15 protein-coding genes are annotated in these 15,732 nt (G+C 52.7%); 11 read left to right on the top strand and 4 right to left on the bottom strand.

What is annotated here, in order from left to right:
• The first annotated feature begins 157 nt into the window (after positions 1-157).
• The gene (gene mgtA / locus ACMV5I_RS12865; protein ID WP_414824510.1) at positions 158-2,857 is read left to right on the top strand and encodes a magnesium-translocating P-type ATPase; all 2,700 of its coding nucleotides are present in this window, start codon (positions 158-160) and stop codon (positions 2,855-2,857) included.
• Positions 2,858-2,954: 97 nt separating this feature from the next.
• On the opposite strand, the gene ACMV5I_RS12860 is transcribed toward mgtA, so the two are convergent.
• Complete coding sequence (locus ACMV5I_RS12860; RefSeq protein ID WP_414824509.1) at positions 2,955-3,782, bottom strand: helix-turn-helix transcriptional regulator; 828 nt, start codon at positions 3,780-3,782, stop codon at positions 2,955-2,957.
• A 245-nt stretch (positions 3,783-4,027) separates the two neighbouring features.
• Here ACMV5I_RS12860 and ACMV5I_RS12855 point away from each other — a divergent pair, with 245 nt between their 5' ends.
• The 3 genes from ACMV5I_RS12855 (at position 4,028) to sbmC (ending at position 6,330) form a co-directional block, all read left to right on the top strand.
• The gene (locus ACMV5I_RS12855) at positions 4,028-4,795 is read left to right on the top strand and encodes a phytanoyl-CoA dioxygenase family protein (RefSeq protein ID WP_414824555.1); all 768 of its coding nucleotides are present in this window, start codon (positions 4,028-4,030) and stop codon (positions 4,793-4,795) included.
• A 186-nt stretch (positions 4,796-4,981) separates the two neighbouring features.
• Positions 4,982-5,824 (top strand): tryptophan 2,3-dioxygenase, encoded by an 843-nt coding sequence (gene kynA, locus ACMV5I_RS12850; protein WP_414824508.1) that lies wholly within the window; start codon positions 4,982-4,984, stop codon positions 5,822-5,824.
• A gap of 38 nt (positions 5,825-5,862) precedes the next feature.
• Positions 5,863-6,330, top strand: a complete 468-nt coding sequence (gene sbmC, locus ACMV5I_RS12845; protein ID WP_046808338.1) for a DNA gyrase inhibitor SbmC — start codon at positions 5,863-5,865, stop codon at positions 6,328-6,330.
• A 45-nt stretch (positions 6,331-6,375) separates the two neighbouring features.
• Here sbmC and ACMV5I_RS12840 read toward each other — a convergent pair whose 3' ends face one another.
• From ACMV5I_RS12840 to ydgT, 3 genes are all read right to left on the bottom strand, one after another.
• Positions 6,376-7,407: an NADP-dependent oxidoreductase gene (locus tag ACMV5I_RS12840; RefSeq protein ID WP_024485778.1), complete on the bottom strand. Its 1,032-nt coding sequence runs from the start codon at positions 7,405-7,407 to the stop codon at positions 6,376-6,378.
• Positions 7,408-7,843: 436 nt separating this feature from the next.
• On the bottom strand, positions 7,844-8,254 hold the full coding sequence (uspC, locus tag ACMV5I_RS12835) for a universal stress protein UspC (RefSeq protein WP_174334296.1): 411 nt from the start codon (positions 8,252-8,254) through the stop codon (positions 7,844-7,846).
• A gap of 153 nt (positions 8,255-8,407) precedes the next feature.
• A complete protein-coding gene (gene ydgT, locus ACMV5I_RS12830) occupies positions 8,408-8,623 on the bottom strand; it encodes a transcription modulator YdgT (protein ID WP_024485780.1) in 216 nt (71 codons plus the stop codon).
• A 201-nt stretch (positions 8,624-8,824) separates the two neighbouring features.
• On the opposite strand from ydgT, the gene ACMV5I_RS12825 reads away from it, so the two are divergent.
• From ACMV5I_RS12825 to cheW, 7 genes are all read left to right on the top strand, one after another.
• Complete coding sequence (locus tag ACMV5I_RS12825) at positions 8,825-9,016, top strand: hypothetical protein (protein WP_141132481.1); 192 nt, start codon at positions 8,825-8,827, stop codon at positions 9,014-9,016.
• A 957-nt stretch (positions 9,017-9,973) separates the two neighbouring features.
• Positions 9,974-10,324: a flagellar transcriptional regulator FlhD gene (gene flhD, locus ACMV5I_RS12820; RefSeq protein ID WP_121607180.1), complete on the top strand. Its 351-nt coding sequence runs from the start codon at positions 9,974-9,976 to the stop codon at positions 10,322-10,324.
• Complete coding sequence (flhC, locus tag ACMV5I_RS12815; protein WP_021180920.1) at positions 10,324-10,908, top strand: flagellar transcriptional regulator FlhC; 585 nt, start codon at positions 10,324-10,326, stop codon at positions 10,906-10,908. The genes flhD and flhC overlap by 1 nt, the downstream gene beginning before the upstream one ends.
• 144 nt (positions 10,909-11,052) lie before the next feature.
• Positions 11,053-11,943, top strand: a complete 891-nt coding sequence (motA, locus tag ACMV5I_RS12810) for a flagellar motor stator protein MotA (protein WP_021180921.1) — start codon at positions 11,053-11,055, stop codon at positions 11,941-11,943.
• Entirely contained in the window at positions 11,940-13,016 is a 1,077-nt protein-coding gene (motB, locus tag ACMV5I_RS12805) for a flagellar motor protein MotB (RefSeq protein ID WP_414824506.1), read from the top strand. The genes motA and motB overlap by 4 nt, the downstream gene beginning before the upstream one ends.
• 4 nt (positions 13,017-13,020) lie before the next feature.
• Positions 13,021-14,988 carry a chemotaxis protein CheA gene (gene cheA, locus ACMV5I_RS12800; protein WP_024485785.1) on the top strand — a complete coding sequence of 656 codons (1,968 nt, stop codon included), beginning with the start codon at positions 13,021-13,023 and terminating at the stop codon, positions 14,986-14,988.
• A 31-nt stretch (positions 14,989-15,019) separates the two neighbouring features.
• A complete protein-coding gene (gene cheW / locus ACMV5I_RS12795; RefSeq protein ID WP_021180924.1) occupies positions 15,020-15,520 on the top strand; it encodes a chemotaxis protein CheW in 501 nt (166 codons plus the stop codon).
• The last annotated feature ends 212 nt before the right edge of the window (positions 15,521-15,732 follow it).

Genomic DNA, 15,732 nt, shown 5'->3' with positions numbered 1-15,732 from the left:
ATGCAAGCACCCCCCAGAGATTTTATTACTACTGCATAGTTAAAGTTATTAGCGTTACTTTAGCTACGCCAATAAAGTAAATTCCACTTTGTGCATGTTCACCCGTTATTACGGGCGGGGTAACCCTGTGTGCAAAGTAAAAAAAGAGAATAGCGTCATGACCCATATTAAAGAAAATAGCCGCCGCCGTGATAAACAGCGCGAGCCGTATGCCATTGCTCTCGAGGCAAAGAACAGCCTCGATCAAACGTTGGCTAATTTGAACTGTAACCGCATCGGATTAACTCAGGAAGATGCCCAGGAGCGTTTGCAGTATTTCGGTAGTAATCAGGTTGCCCATGAGAAGGCACCGCATGCGCTGGTGCAGTTAGTCAGCGCGTTTAACAACCCGTTTATCTTTGTGTTGATGGTGCTGGCAGGGATCAGTTTCTTTACCGATTACTGGTTACCCATGCAAAACGGCGAGGAAACCGATCTTACCGGCGTCATCATTATCCTGATTATGGTTACGTTGAGCGGGTTGCTGCGTTTCTGGCAGGAATACCGCACCAATAAAGCGGCCGAATCACTCAAATCGATGGTGCGTACCACGGCAACGGTGCTGCGCCGCAGTAATTTCAGCACCCAGGCGTTAGCGGTGGAAATTCCCATTCGTGAGTTGGTTCCGGGCGATATTATCAAGCTCTCCGCCGGGGACATGATACCTGCGGACCTTCGTTTGCTCAGCTCACGCGATCTGTTTATCAGCCAGGCCATCTTGACCGGCGAAGCTATCCCAATCGAAAAATACGATGCCTTGGCCGGCGTGAGCCAAAAGTCCAGCGAGATTGATGCCTCCAGCGAAAGCGAACTGCTGGAGTTGGCCAATATCTGCCTGATGGGCACCAACGTGGCCAGCGGAACGGCGACGGCGGTGGTGGTCGCGACCGGTGGCCGCACCTACTTTGGCTCTCTGGCTAAGTCGATCGTCGGTACCCGTTCGCAAACTGCCTTTGACCGTGGGGTAAACAGCGTTAGCTGGCTGCTGATCCGCTTTATGTTGGTGATGGTGCCGATCGTTTTGCTGATTAACGGTTTCACCAAGGGAGACTGGACGGAGGCGGCCCTGTTTGCCTTGGCGGTCGCCGTGGGGCTGACGCCGGAAATGCTGCCGATGATTGTCAGCTCGAACCTGGCGAAAGGCGCAATTGCCATGGCGCGCCGCAAGGTGGTGGTCAAGCGGCTGAATGCGATCCAGAACTTTGGCGCGATGGACGTGCTCTGTACCGATAAAACCGGCACCCTGACGCAGGATCGCATCATTCTGGAACACCATCTGGACGTGAACGGCAGCAAGGATAACCACGTGCTGCATTTAGCCTGGTTGAACAGCTTCCATCAGAGCGGCATGAAGAACCTGATGGATCAGGCGGTGATCCGTTTTGGCCAGGGCCAGCCAGGCGTTGAGGCGTTGGGGCGCTACAGCAAGGTTGACGAGCTGCCGTTTGATTTTATACGTCGTCGCTTGTCGATCGTGGTACAGGATGAACAACAGCGCCAACTGCTGATTTGCAAAGGTGCAGTTGAAGAGATGCTGGAGATCGCCACTCACGTCCGTGTCGGGCAGGAGGTGTTGGCGCTTGACGAGGCTCGCCGTGCCGATTTGCAGGCTTTGGCGTGCCAGTATAATGAAGATGGTTTCCGCGTGCTGGTGCTGGCAACGCGAGATCTGGGTCTGGAAGGTTGCACTCTGCCACTGAGTATTGTGGATGAACGCGATCTGGTGATCGAAGGCCTGCTGACCTTCCTCGATCCGCCAAAAGAGAGCGCTCGTGAAGCGATTGCTGCCCTGCAGGAAAATGGCGTGGCGGTGAAAGTGCTGACCGGCGACAACCCGATAATCACCTGTAAAATCTGCCGTGACGTTGGCCTGGAACCGGGAACGCCGCTCTCGGGCCTGGAGATTGAACAGATGGACGATGCCCATCTGATGCGTGAAGTTGAGCAGCGTACGGTATTTACCAAGCTGACGCCGCTGCAAAAATCACGCGTGCTGAAAATGTTGCAGGCTAATGGCCACACCGTGGGTTTCCTGGGGGATGGCATTAACGACGCTCCGGCGTTACGCGATGCCGACGTGGGCATTTCTGTCGATACCGGTACTGACATCGCCAAGGAATCCGCCGATATCATCCTGTTGGAAAAGAACCTGATGGTTCTGGAAGAAGGGGTGATCAAAGGGCGTGAAACCTTCGGCAATATCATCAAGTATCTGAACATGACCGCCAGCTCCAACTTCGGCAACGTGTTCTCGGTGCTGGTGGCCAGTGCGTTTATTCCGTTCCTGCCGATGCTGGCGATCCACCTGCTGTTACAGAACCTGATGTACGATATTTCCCAGCTTTCCCTGCCGTGGGACAAGATGGACAAAGAGTTCCTGCGTAAACCCCGCAAATGGGATGCCAAGAATATTGGTCGCTTTATGCTGTGGATTGGGCCGACGTCTTCGATTTTCGACATCACTACCTATGCGTTGATGTGGTTCGTGTTTGCCGCCAATAGCGTAGAGCATCAAGCTCTGTTCCAGTCCGGCTGGTTTATTGAAGGATTGCTGTCTCAGACGCTGGTAGTGCATATGCTGCGTACCCAGAAGATCCCATTCATTCAGAGCACAGCGGCGCTGCCGGTGTTGTTGACCACCGGGATTATTATGGCACTCGGTATCTATATTCCGTTCTCGCCGCTCGGGGCATGGGTCGGGTTGCAACCGCTGCCGTGGGAGTATTTCCCTTGGCTGGTGGCCACGCTGGTCAGCTACTGTGTGGTGGCGCAATTGATGAAGCGTTACTACATCCGCCGCTTTGGCAAGTGGTTCTAATCTGTGTTTTCGCCGGGCGTTACGCCCGGTGATAAACCTCAATCACCCGTTTCTTAGGGGCTGCATCATGCGGCCCCTACACCAATCAGCAATATTGCTACAGGCTGCGGCAATGCCTGCGGTATTCCGACGGGGAACGATCGGTATGCTTTTTGAATATCCGGCAAAAATAGTTACTGTCGTCGAACCCACAGTTATGAGCGATCTCTTTGATCTTCAGATCATAGCCACGCAATAGATTTTTCGCCCGCTCGAGGCGCACCCCGGTGATGTACTCATTGAAACCGACGGGGCCAGATTTTTGGAACAGGTGGGACAGATAGTTAGGGGTAATATGAAATCGTTTGGCAACGCTTTCCCGTGTTAACGGCAACCCAGCGTGGTCATCAAGGTAATCCTGTATGGCCAGCAGCAGTTCCTGGCTTTTACTGACGGTTTGCCCTTGGCCTGTGAGCTGTTCCAGGCAGTGGCTGACCAACGCGGTAAAGATCAGCTGCGAGGTCAATGCATCAGGTTGCAGCAAAACCTCATTCATCGCCAGCAGCAGGTATGAGCCGACTCTGGGCCCACGCCGTGCAACGTGCTGTTTTTGCGTTTCACACAGCGTTTGCCCGTCCCATCTTTGCAGGCTGAAACCCAGCTTTTGCTTACTGAACAAGATGCTCAGCGTGGTGGCTGGCTGAGTCCATTGCGGAAAACTCCATTTGCCCGCAGGGACATAAAGCACCTGATAGCTGGAGAGCGTGTTATTTGCCAAAGGGAGACACTGATCTTCGACTTCCCCTTCGATCACTATTTCAAGCCGCGGAAAAGGTACGCAGAAGGCAAGTGGCGGGGCGGGAAAAGTGGGCTCAGGGAACCTTACCTGGATCGCATTCTGATGGGCAATCAGCTGTTCAAGCAGGGTAACTAGCGTTTCAGACATCGCGATCTCCAGTGCGCTTCGGCGGTTAACGATGCATTTAGGAATGATGGTAAACCCAAGCGGGCAGCGCAATTAAGGTGTTATTTCCCGGCGTTCAAGGGGCTTTTGCACATTTATGACCCAGGTCACATTTTTGGCTGGCGTACATCTGCGTCCAGTATTTCGTAGTAAAAGCCCCCTGTTTTTGGCCCAGGCTTCCAGTAAATTTGCCGTTATGTTATCAAAAAGTAAATGGAGAAATCATGATGCAGCGTCAATCCGAGATATACCTGGAGGCTTTAGGAGCCGGCATCGAGTTAACGGCACAGATGAAGCAGGAGCTTGATACGTTGGGGTATACCGTGGTGCACAACGTGGCCGATCCTGACTGGCTGGTGGCGATGCGCAATCTTATTGATGAGCTGGTGGAGAAAGAAGGGGATAACCTGGCTATTGAGCACCATCAGGAAGCGACGGCAACGCGCATTGCCAACATGGTGAATAAAGGTGTGGTGTGGGAAAAGGTGTGGTCGCACCCGCTGATCCTGTCTGCCTGCCGCTATATTTTCAACGGTGAGTTCAAGGTATCGAGCCTCAATGCCCGTGAAGCCTTGCACTGTGGCGGCCATCAGCCTCTGCATGCCGACTGGAAAAAGCCGCGCCCCGATTTTCCCAAAGTACACTTGGTCAATGCGATATGGGCGATTGATGACTTGAGTGCGGAGAACGGCGCGCCGCGGATTATCGCCGGAACGCACCTGCGGCCGGAACTGCCGGAAGATGTGTTGGCCGATCCCGACTTGGCACATCCCGATGAAATTGTTTTTGCAGCCCCTGCCGGTAGCGTAATGATCTACAACGCGCACACCTGGCATGGAGGGACTCAGAACAGAATCGGTACCCGGCGGAGGGTATTGCACGCACTCTATATCGACCGCGCAGATATCGCTCAGCAAGACCAGCGCCGCTGGTTGAAGGAAGAAACGGCTAGCCGACTGACTCCTGCGCAAAAATGGCTGCTGGATGTGCTCTGAATGTTCTGTTTGTATGGGTGCTGCATGCAGCGCCCGTTTAAACCTGATGTCAGTACCAGATCTGCGAGGCAGCTCTCGTTAATTGTTACGTTAATGTTGCCAGTATGAACTATTGTCTTCTCTTCACTTGCTAACCAGCAATGCGCGTCACGTTTGCCAAAAGCGTGAGCGACACGGAGAGAGAACATGAATCAGCGGGAACTAGAAAGCGCCATCGTCACCGATTTTTCCAAGCGCATGAGCTACGGTGATTACCTGTGCCTGGATCAACTACTGGATTGTCAGCAGCCACTTTCCAACCCACAGCATCATGATGAAATGCTGTTTGTTGTACAGCACCAGACTTCGGAACTGTGGATGAAACTGATGCTGCATGAACTGCAGGCCGCCAGGACTCTGGTACAGCAGGATAAGCTCAGCCACTGCTTCAAGATCCTGTCCAGGGTGAAGCAGATCCAGCGCCTGCTGTTTGAGCAATGGGCGGTGCTGGAAACGCTGACTCCGTCGGAATATGTGGAGTTCCGTGGTGTGCTGGGTAACTCTTCGGGTTTCCAATCCCATCAATATCGTTCGATCGAGTTTTTGTTGGGTAACAAAAATGCCGCCATGCTGGCCGTCTTCAGCGACGATGCGCCAAAACATGCGGCGCTGAAAGCGATCCTCGAAGCCCCGAGCCTGTATGACGAATTCCTCCGCTACCTTTCCCGCCACGGTCTTGCGGTACCTCAGGCATGCATTGAACGAGACTGGACCCAGCCTTACCAGCGCAATCCAGAGCTGTTACCGGTGTTCAAACTGATTTACGATAATCCGCAAACCTACTGGGCGGCCTACGAAATGGCCGAGAAGCTGGTGGATATCGAGGAAAGCTTCCATCTATGGCGTTTTCGCCATATGAAAACGGTCGAGCGGATCATTGGTTTTAAATCGGGTACCGGCGGCTCCAGCGGCGTTAGTTTCTTGAAGAAGGCGTTAGAACTGACATTTTTCCCTGAATTGCTGGATGTACGAACCGAAATTGGCGCTTGACTCTACTGTTCCGGACATAGGCGAGAGGAGTGATGACAATGGCGGTAAGAATTGAGCAAAAACCGGTAGAAAAGGCCGTTGGCGTGCGGGTTGTGGGGCCTTATGCGCAATCAGTCCCACTGGGTTTTCAGCAACTGATGGCCTGGCAACAACGGCAAGGCATTCCCGTGGGGAAATGGCTGGTACTCTATTGGGACGATCCGAACCAGGTCGCAGCGGAAAACCTGCGTGCCGACGTGGTGTTTACCGTTGCCGATGATTTTGTGCTGCCTGCCGGCAGCGAAAACATGGTGATACAAACCCTGCCCGCAGGAGAGTACGCCGTGTACCGGGTGCGGATCACCGATGGGGATTTCGCCACCCCTTGGCGTAATTTTTACCAGCAACTGTTACCCGCCAGCGGCTATCGGCCGTCTGAGGGCGTTTGCTATGAACATTATCTCAATGATTGCGTGGCTGATGGTTACTTTGATCTGGAGATTTGCCAGTCGGTAACCAAGATCTGAACGTTGCGTAAAGGGTTCAGGGCGCATAGCGCCCTGAACAGAGGATCACTCCTCGGCGACGCGGATAATCAGCTTGCCGAAGTTTTTCCCTTTCAGCAGTCCGAAAAAGGCCTGAGGGGCATTCTCTAACCCGTCGACTACGTCCTCGCGGAATTTGATCTTGCCCTGGCTGACCCATTCCCCCATCTGTTGTAGAAACTCGCCGAAGCTTTCTGCGTAATCATCGAAGATGATAAAACCCTGCATCTTGATGCGTTTACGCAGGATCAGGCCTTGTAACAACGGCAAGCGATCTGGGCCAGGTGGTAACTCGGTCGCGCTGTAATGGGCGATAATGCCACAGACGGGGATACGTGCCTTGGTATTGAGCAAAGGAATAACCGCATCAAACACTGCGCCGCCGACGTTTTCATAGTAAATATCGATGCCCTGGGGGCAGGCTTCCGCCAGTTGGGCCGCAAAGTCGGCCGAGCGGTGATCGATACAGGCATCAAATCCCAGTTCATCCACCACATAGCGGCATTTCTCTGCGCCACCCGCCACACCCACCACGCGGCATCCTTTCAGCTTGGCAATCTGACCTACCACGGAACCTACGGCTCCGCTGGCTGCCGCGACCACCAAGGTTTCGCCCGCCTGTGGCTGGCCGATATCCAGCAGCCCCATATAGGCGGTAAACCCGGGCATCCCTAATACGCCAAGGAGCCGGGAAGGGTGATCCAGTTTGGCGCCCAGATTACGCAGGCCGCTGCCGTCTGACAACGCATGGCTTTGCCACCCATCGTAACCGAGCACCCAATCTCCAACGTTAAAGTCTGGATGTTGTGAGGCCTGCACGCGGGATACTGTGCCGCCGACCATCACTTCGCCTATCTGTACCGGGGGGGCATAAGAGGGCGCATCGCTCATACGGCCACGCATATAGGGATCTAATGAAAGATAAACCGTGCGCAGCAACAACTGCCCTGCTGCGGGCTGAGGGAGGGGGTTGGTTTCGAGGCGGAAATTGTCTGCCTGCGGTTCCCCGTGAGGGCGTGAAGCTAAAACAAAACGGCGGTTATGCGCTTGCTGAGACATCGATGACTCCTTGGCGACGGTGTTGAACGAAAGGCGTTCAGGTACTGGCTAGTCTAGTTAATCTGTCGCAGTGGAAAATAGCGTTATGTGCGCACTTATGCGATAACGTAAAAAGCGTAGCGGGAACCGTGTTGAAAAGTATTGCGTAATAGTTGCGGTGACGGAATGTTCGTTGAACACTTTCTTATATCGTGATGAAAAATAACGACCGAAATCTGGTTGTCAACTATAGGTAACAGTGATATTTGATATTGGTTATATTGATGGGGTTGCGATAATTCCGATATCATATATTGACGCTGATGATGATATTAAGGGGGAATTGTAGAGTAAACGATGCTTCATTGGCGAGCAGGTATTGCTTACGACTCACTTAATTTGTTAGAAGAAAAAAGCGGTCCACCTTGAATAGCCAACTGGAGGTGATGACTGTGCATTATAGCGGAACGATCAGCACGTCAATGCTGCTGGTATTGATAAAGCGCGCGGCGGAGCAGGCCACTTTATTCATCATGCTATCGCTATGGTTGCCACAGATGACCAGATCAAAGGGTTGCTTCTGGTTGGCGTAGGCCAGGCAGTCGCCCAACTCGCCGTGAATGATCCGCGTAGCGATATTGGGATAGTTTGCCCGTAGGCACAGTTCTTCCATAAACAGCAGCGTCTCTTCCTCCATCAACGCTCGCAGGTCACCCAGCATGGGGGCGGGGAAAATCTCGGTATTGGCAATGATGCTGACTAGCGTGATTTTCCCATCACAGGGGCGCACGATGGAGACGGCTTTCTCTACCAGCCGGTGGCTGTCCGCTGCAACTGCCACCGTAACCAGAACGTTGTGATATCCCATGTTCTACTCCCGTTTGCCTGAATGTGTGCTTAAAGGGTAGAGCAATGCCTGCGCAATAAATGTGGTTTGTATCACGCGCAACGCTAAACCCCAGGGCAAGGAAGAGATTCCGCCATAAAAGATAAAAAGATGCGCGCATCACTGTCTGCGGGATTAAAGCACCTGTGCCCAGAGTGACTTTGGCACCCTACCCAAGTCAAACAGTTTGCCAGAGACCAGTTCCGCACGGCGATGATCCGCAGCACGGTACATGTTGCTCATTTCATTGTCGTCCGTCAGTGAGTAATTCAGCTTGTCGTAGACTTTTTCCAGGCTGTCCAGGCTGGAACATTTGCGAAACGTCATCAGGTAATCGATCGTACTTGTCATAGTTAAAACATAGCCTATTAATAGTATTAAAGCGGAAAGAAAAATCTCACATATTCGCAGAAATCGCCACAAGATGAAGAGATGTCGCCAGGCAAAATAAAAGAAAAGTGAGTAAATGGAACACGCTTAGCCAAAATACCCCTGGTAGGGGAGGAGGCACCCCCGAATGATAATATGTGCCGAGCATCTGGGCAATATATCTTGACAGATAAACTGTCAATTAGGGGGAATCTTACCTTATTGGCTCAGGAGACGTTTGCCAGCATAGCGCTACGTTTCTATGCCTATAGCAAAGAAAATGATAATGGCAGTGGTTTTGGCGGCAACGGCATAAAGTGGATGCCCGATGTATTTTCATTGTGCGCATTCAAAATTTTTGCTAAAGAGGTGTAAGGCTCAAGCATAATCTCGCCAGCGCTGAAGAAATAGCTAGACAATAAAGCATAGATGACCTAATGCACTTTTTGATCTTTGTCATGGGGATTAGGAATTTTCCATATAATAGGTCGGATATCTTAAATAATAATTAAAATGCTAAGTAAAAATCAATTTGCGACTTTCCTTGCTGAGCAACGTTAGTTGGCATTATCTTTTCTGACTTGCCCCCCTGTCGACTCCCTTACCACGAAACACATTGTTACTTCTGTTAACTTGTTCAGCCCAAAATACTGCACCTTTAACCGCATGAGTCGCTCTGTCGAAAATTGAAACAGCGACCCAAGTTAAATCTTACTTTTCAGTCGGGGATGTTTTAGCGGGTAATTTTATTCATAAGGAGCTGGTTTTAAATGACAATCAGTATTTTAAGCTGCTCTGGTGGCAGGGTGGCAGATTTTTTCTCTGTGATTTGGCTTTAGTTAAGCTTTTGTTCGAATTGATCTAAAAACGCGTATTTTTAGGCTATAAAACCTAGTTTTTAAGACCTTTTCTTACTTTAGCGTATTTATTGCACAGCTCGGAGGTTAATAATTGGTCAGAATTTGGCCTTTTCAAGGTGGATATTTTTTATTTTTGTGATCTACGTCACATTGTTTTTAAAATTGCAGGTCACTTACGTTGTGTGGGCTAAGTGATCGGGGGTAGAGTTGCGCTGTTATTAAGATTAATCTTATTATATTTGTAAAAATCGTCTTACGAAAAACACACTTTTGAAGCAGGATGCTGTATATCCATACATGCAATTGCATGTGTATCAAAATACTGAGTAACAACCCGAAATGTGTATAGTCGCGCAGTTGTCGCGGCTGGCGTACAGGGATTTGTTTGCCAACTTTGGGAATGAACCCAGGTCATGGGCGATAATTTATCACCCAGCGTATGTTTTTAAACATAGTCTGTCGGGATGGGAATATGGGTACGTCTGAACTACTTAAACATATTTATGACATTAATTTGTCATATTTGCTTCTGGCACAGCGTCTGATTAACGATGAAAAAGCGTCAGCAATGTTCCGTCTGGGTATTGATAACTCAATGGCGGATGCGCTGTCGCAACTCACGTTGCCGCAAATGGTAAAACTGGCAGAAACTAATCAGCTGGTTTGCCACTTCCGTTTCAACGACCACAATACTATCGAGCACCTGACGAAAGAATCTCGCGTGGACGATCTGCAACAGATCCACACCGGCATTTTGCTATCGAGCCATTTACTCAAAGAACTATCGGGTAAAGGCGGTAGTGTGACGAAGAAAAGAGCCTGATGATGAGTGAGAAAAGTATTGTTCAGGAAGCCAAGGACATTCAACTCGCCATGGAACTGATCACGCTGGGCGCGCGCTTGCAGATGTTGGAGAGCGAAACGCAGCTTAGTCGTGGGCGATTGATCAAACTGTACAAAGAATTACGCGGCAGTCCGCCGCCCAAAGGGATGTTGCCATTCTCGACCGACTGGTTCATGACCTGGGAGCAAAACATCCACTCGTCGATGTTTTTCAATGCTTATCAGTTCCTGCTCAAATGCGGTCAGTGCCACGGGGTTGAAGCCGTGGTCAAAGCCTATCGACTGTATTTGGAACAGTGTCCGCAGCAGCCAGGCGAGCCCCCGCTGCTGGCGCTAACACGAGCCTGGACGCTGGTGCGTTTTGTCGACAGCGGTATGTTGCAGCTATCCGCCTGCAGCTGCTGTGGTGGCGCTTTTATCACCCATGCGCACCAGCCGCTTAACAGTTTTGTCTGCAGTTTATGCCAACCTCCATCCCGCGCAGTAAAAAGACGTAAACTTTCGCCGCAACTGGCCGATATTATTCCACAACTGCTGGAAGAGCAGGTTAAACGCGCAGTCTGAGCCTGCTTGCAGGTTTATACAGCAACACAGACTGGTGAAACTCAAGGGCTCGGTACTCCGGGCTCTCGGGGTGACCCGTGCTGTTGCCGATTTTCACCCGCGCTGACTCACCTTCCATCCATATTGTGAATTTAAGGAATACGTGTGCTAGTTATCTTGGGTTATCTCGTGGTTCTGGGAACCGTGTTCGGCGGCTATATGATCGTCGGGGGCCACCTCGGCGCACTCTATCAGCCTGCCGAATTTTTGATCATCGGGGGGGCCGGTGTGGGGGCCTTTATCGTCGGCAACAACGGTAAAGCGATCAAATCCACGCTACGCGCTCTTCCCAAGCTGATGCGCCGCTCAAAATACAACAAAGAACTGTATATGGATCTGATGGCGCTGCTGTATCGGCTGATGGCCAAATCCCGCCAGCAGGGCATGTTGTCGCTTGAGTTTGATATCGATAATCCGCAGGAAAGCGAAATTTTCTCTAATTATCCGCGCATTCTTGCCGATAACCACTTGGTGGAATTTATTACCGACTATTTGCGACTCATGGTGAGCGGCAATATGAACGCCTTTGAGATCGAAGCGTTGATGGATGAAGAGATCGAAACCTTCGAACAGGAAAGCGAGGTACCCGCAGGGAGCCTGGCGATGGTCGGCGATTCGTTACCGGCTTTCGGCATCGTGGCCGCCGTGATGGGGGTAGTGCACGCACTTGCTTCGGCTGACCGGCCTGCGGCGGAATTGGGGGCACTGATCGCCAATGCGATGGTGGGCACTTTCCTCGGCATTCTGTTGGCCTATGGGTTCATCTCCCCACTGGCGACTTTGCTGCGCCAGAAGAGTGCCGAAACCACCAAAATGATGCAGTGCATCAAGGTTACCTTGCTGTCGAGTTTGAATGGTTATGCCCCACAGATCGCGGTCGAGTTTGGCCGTAAAACGTTGTACACCACGGAGCGCCCTTCCTTCATTGAGTTGGAAGAGCATGTGCGTAAGGTGAAAGCCCCGGCACAGCAGGCGACGGAAGAGCAGGACGCATGAAACAGAATCACCCGGTTATTCTGGTCAGAAAACGCAAAGCCCATCATGCCGGTCATCACGGCGGCTCCTGGAAAATTGCCTATGCCGATTTTATGACGGCGATGATGGCGTTTTTTCTGGTGATGTGGCTGCTGGCGATTGCCAGCCCGCAGGAGTTGACGCAGATAGCCGAATATTTCCGTACCCCACTGAAGGTGGCGCTGACCAGCGGCGACAAGAGCAGCTCGGAAAGCAGTCCAATCCCGGGCGGTGGGGACGATCCAACCCAGCAGCAAGGGTTGGTCAAAAAGCAGATGGATTCACCGGAAAAGCGTGCGGAAGAGCTGCGCCTGAACAAGCTGCGCGAGAAACTCGATGAGCTGATTGAGTCGGACCCGCGTCTGAAAGCGCTGCGGCCGCATTTGCTGATCAACATGATGGACGAAGGATTGCGCATTCAAATTATCGATAGCCAGAACCGGCCGATGTTCAAGACCGGTAGCGCGCAGGTGGAAAGCTATATGCGCGATATCCTGCGCGGGATAGCGCCGATCCTCAATGGATTATCGAACAAAATCAGCCTGTCGGGCCATACCGACGATCTGCCTTATGCTACCGGTGAGCGCTATTACAGCAACTGGGAGCTGTCCGCCGATCGAGCCAATGCCTCGCGGCGTGAGCTGATTGCCGGTGGTTTGGCCGAAGGCAAAGTATTGCGGGTGGTTGGGATGGCCTCGACCATGAACCTGAAACAGCACGGCGGTGATGATGCGGTTAACCGGCGGATCACCATTCTGGTGCTGAACAAAGCAACCCAGCAGGGGATAGAACACGAGAATGCGGAGAGCAGCGCTACGGAAATCGATCAGCCGGAGGGCCTGAAGCAGCTGGCTCCGCAGGCGACGGCACCGGTTATAGCGACACCGGAATTACCGTCGTCGCCGCCTGCTCCAACCGCCGAACTGCCGGCAACGCAGGGCACGCCAGAGCAACCTCCGGTAGCGGTGAAAGCCGCAGAAACCGGGCCGACAGCGGCTATTCCGGCGGCACCTTCCGCCACTTCACCGACTAACAGCGACTCACAGCAGAGGTGACCCCGTGAGCATGGACATTAGCGCTTTTTATCAGACCTTTTTTGATGAGGCAGACGAGCTGCTGGCCGATATGGAGCAACATCTGTTGGAGCTGGATCCGCTGGCCCCGGATATTGAACCACTGAATGCGATTTTCCGCGCTGCCCACTCGATCAAGGGCGGGGCGGCCACTTTCGGCTTTAGCGTGCTGCAGGAAACTACCCACCTGCTGGAGAATTTGCTGGACGGTGCCCGGCGTCAGGAAATGAGCCTGAGCACCGAAATTATCAACCTGTTTCTGGAAACCAAAGACATTATGCAGGAGCAACTGGACGCCTATAAAACGTCGCAACAACCTGATAGCGAGAGCTTTGAGTATATTTGTCAGGCGTTGCGGCAGTTGGCTTTGGAAGCGCAACAGCAGGATGCTCCTGCGGCGGCGGTAACGGTAACCTCACCGGTGGTTCATGCTGCTGCTCCTGCTGCGATTGAAGGCGGGATGCGCATCAGCCTGAGCGGTCTGAAGCCGAATGAAATTCCGCTGATGCTGGAAGAGTTGGGCAATTTGGGCGAGGTGGAAAACCCGCAGCAGACCGAGACCAGCCTGGAGGTGACTTTACTGACCTCTGCCAGTGAGGAGGATATCAGCGCGGTGCTGTGCTTTGTGCTTGAACCCGAGCAGATTGCCTTTTCCACGCCGCCGAAGGCCGTGGAGAAGATCAGCACACCGGAACCCGTTGCCGTTGTCACACCTACCGCGCCCGCTACGGTGGCTGAAGCGCCGAAGCCCAAAGCCAAGGCTAGCGAGTCCACCAGCATTCGCGTGGCGGTAGAAAAGGTCGATCAACTGATCAACCTGGTGGGGGAGTTGGTGATCACTCAGTCGATGCTGGCCCAACGTTCTGGCTCCCTTGATCCGGTCAACCACGGCGATCTGCTCAACAGCATGAGCCAACTGGAGCGAAACGCTCGCGACCTGCAAGAGTCGGTGATGTCGATCCGCATGATGCCGATGGAGTACGTTTTCAGCCGTTTCCCGCGTCTGGTGCGCGATCTGGCCAGCAAGCTGGACAAGCAAGTGGAGTTGACGCTACGGGGCAGCTCTACCGAACTGGACAAGAGCCTGATTGAACGCATTATCGATCCGTTGACGCACCTGGTGCGTAACAGCCTGGATCACGGTATTGAAGAACCTGCTGCGCGCCTGGCCGCCGGTAAGGCCGAAGTCGGTAATCTGATCCTGTCCGCCGAACATCAGGGCGGCAATATCTGCATTGAGGTCACCGATGACGGTGCCGGTCTCAATCGCCAGAAAATTCTCGCCAAGGCTGCCTCACAGGGGCTGGCGGTGAGTGACAACATGAGCGATGAAGAGGTCGGCATGCTGATCTTTGCCCCGGGTTTCTCCACTGCTGAGCAGGTGACCGACGTTTCTGGGCGCGGCGTGGGCATGGACGTGGTGAAGCGAAATATTCAGGAGATGGGTGGGCATGTCGAAATCCATTTCCAGGCCGGGAAGGGCACCTCAATCCGCATTTTACTGCCGCTGACGCTGGCCATTCTTGACGGCATGTCGGTCAAGGTGAATGAGGAAGTGTTCATTCTGCCATTGAATGCCGTGATGGAGTCATTGCAACCGCAGGCTGAGGATTTGCATCCGCTGGCCGGTGGGGAGCGTGTGCTTCAGGTACGCGGTGAGTACCTGCCTCTGGTCGAGCTGTATCGGGTGTTTGAGGTTGACGGAGCCAAAACCGAAGCCACCCAGGGCATCGTGGTGATTTTGCAAAGTGCAGGCCGCCGCTATGCGCTGCTGGTCGATCAGCTGATCGGTCAGCATCAGGTGGTGGTGAAAAATCTGGAAAGCAATTATCGCAAGGTGCCGGGTATTTCGGCTGCCACCATTCTGGGGGATGGCAGCGTGGCGCTGATTGTAGATGTTTCGGCGCTGCAAACGCTGAACCGGGAAAAGCGTCTGACGGACGCTGCCGCATAATTATTAACCGACTGATTTAAAGGTGATCGAAATGGCAGGACTTGCAGCCGTCAGCAAACTGGCTGGCGAAACGGTAGGTCAGGAGTTCCTGATTTTTACCTTGGGTAACGAAGAGTATGGCATTGATATCCTCAAGGTTCAGGAGATCCGCGGTTACGATCAGGTAACGCGCATCGCCAACACCCCGGCATTTATCAAGGGCGTGACCAATCTGCGTGGGGTGATCGTGCCGATTATCGATCTGCGCGTGAAGTTTGCCCAGCAGGACGTCTCTTATGATGAAAACACCGTGGTGATCGTGCTGAACTTTGGCCAGCGGGTGGTGGGGATCGTGGTGGATGGCGTGTCTGATGTGCTGTCGTTAACGACGGATCAGATCCGCCCAGCCCCCGAGTTTGCGGTTACGCTGGCGACGGAATATCTTACCGGTTTGGGGTCGCTCGGTGAACGTATGCTGATCCTGGTGGATATCGAAAAGCTGCTGAGCAGTGAAGAGATGTCGCTGGTGGACAACGTAGCGAAAAGCGCCTGATTGCTAAGTCGCTGTTTGTCACGGCTCAACAGGTGGGGATAACGCAGAACGCCGACACGCCGTAATCCCGTCCCTGGGGGCTCGTATCGCGCATATATGGACGCTCCCGATAACGCCAGTGTTTTCTTGAAAAAGGTGAACAGGTATTGCAGGCATATATTCGGTTTCTTTCTGGGTCTTTACGACCCGAACCATGATGAAATCCGCCAGGT

Source organism: Serratia sp. T13T92, assembly GCF_047530105.1.
Lineage (GTDB): Bacteria > Pseudomonadota > Gammaproteobacteria > Enterobacterales > Enterobacteriaceae > Chania > Chania fonticola.
The sequence above is the reverse complement of the archived record's forward strand: the minus strand, read 5'-3'. Positions and strand labels throughout refer to the sequence as shown.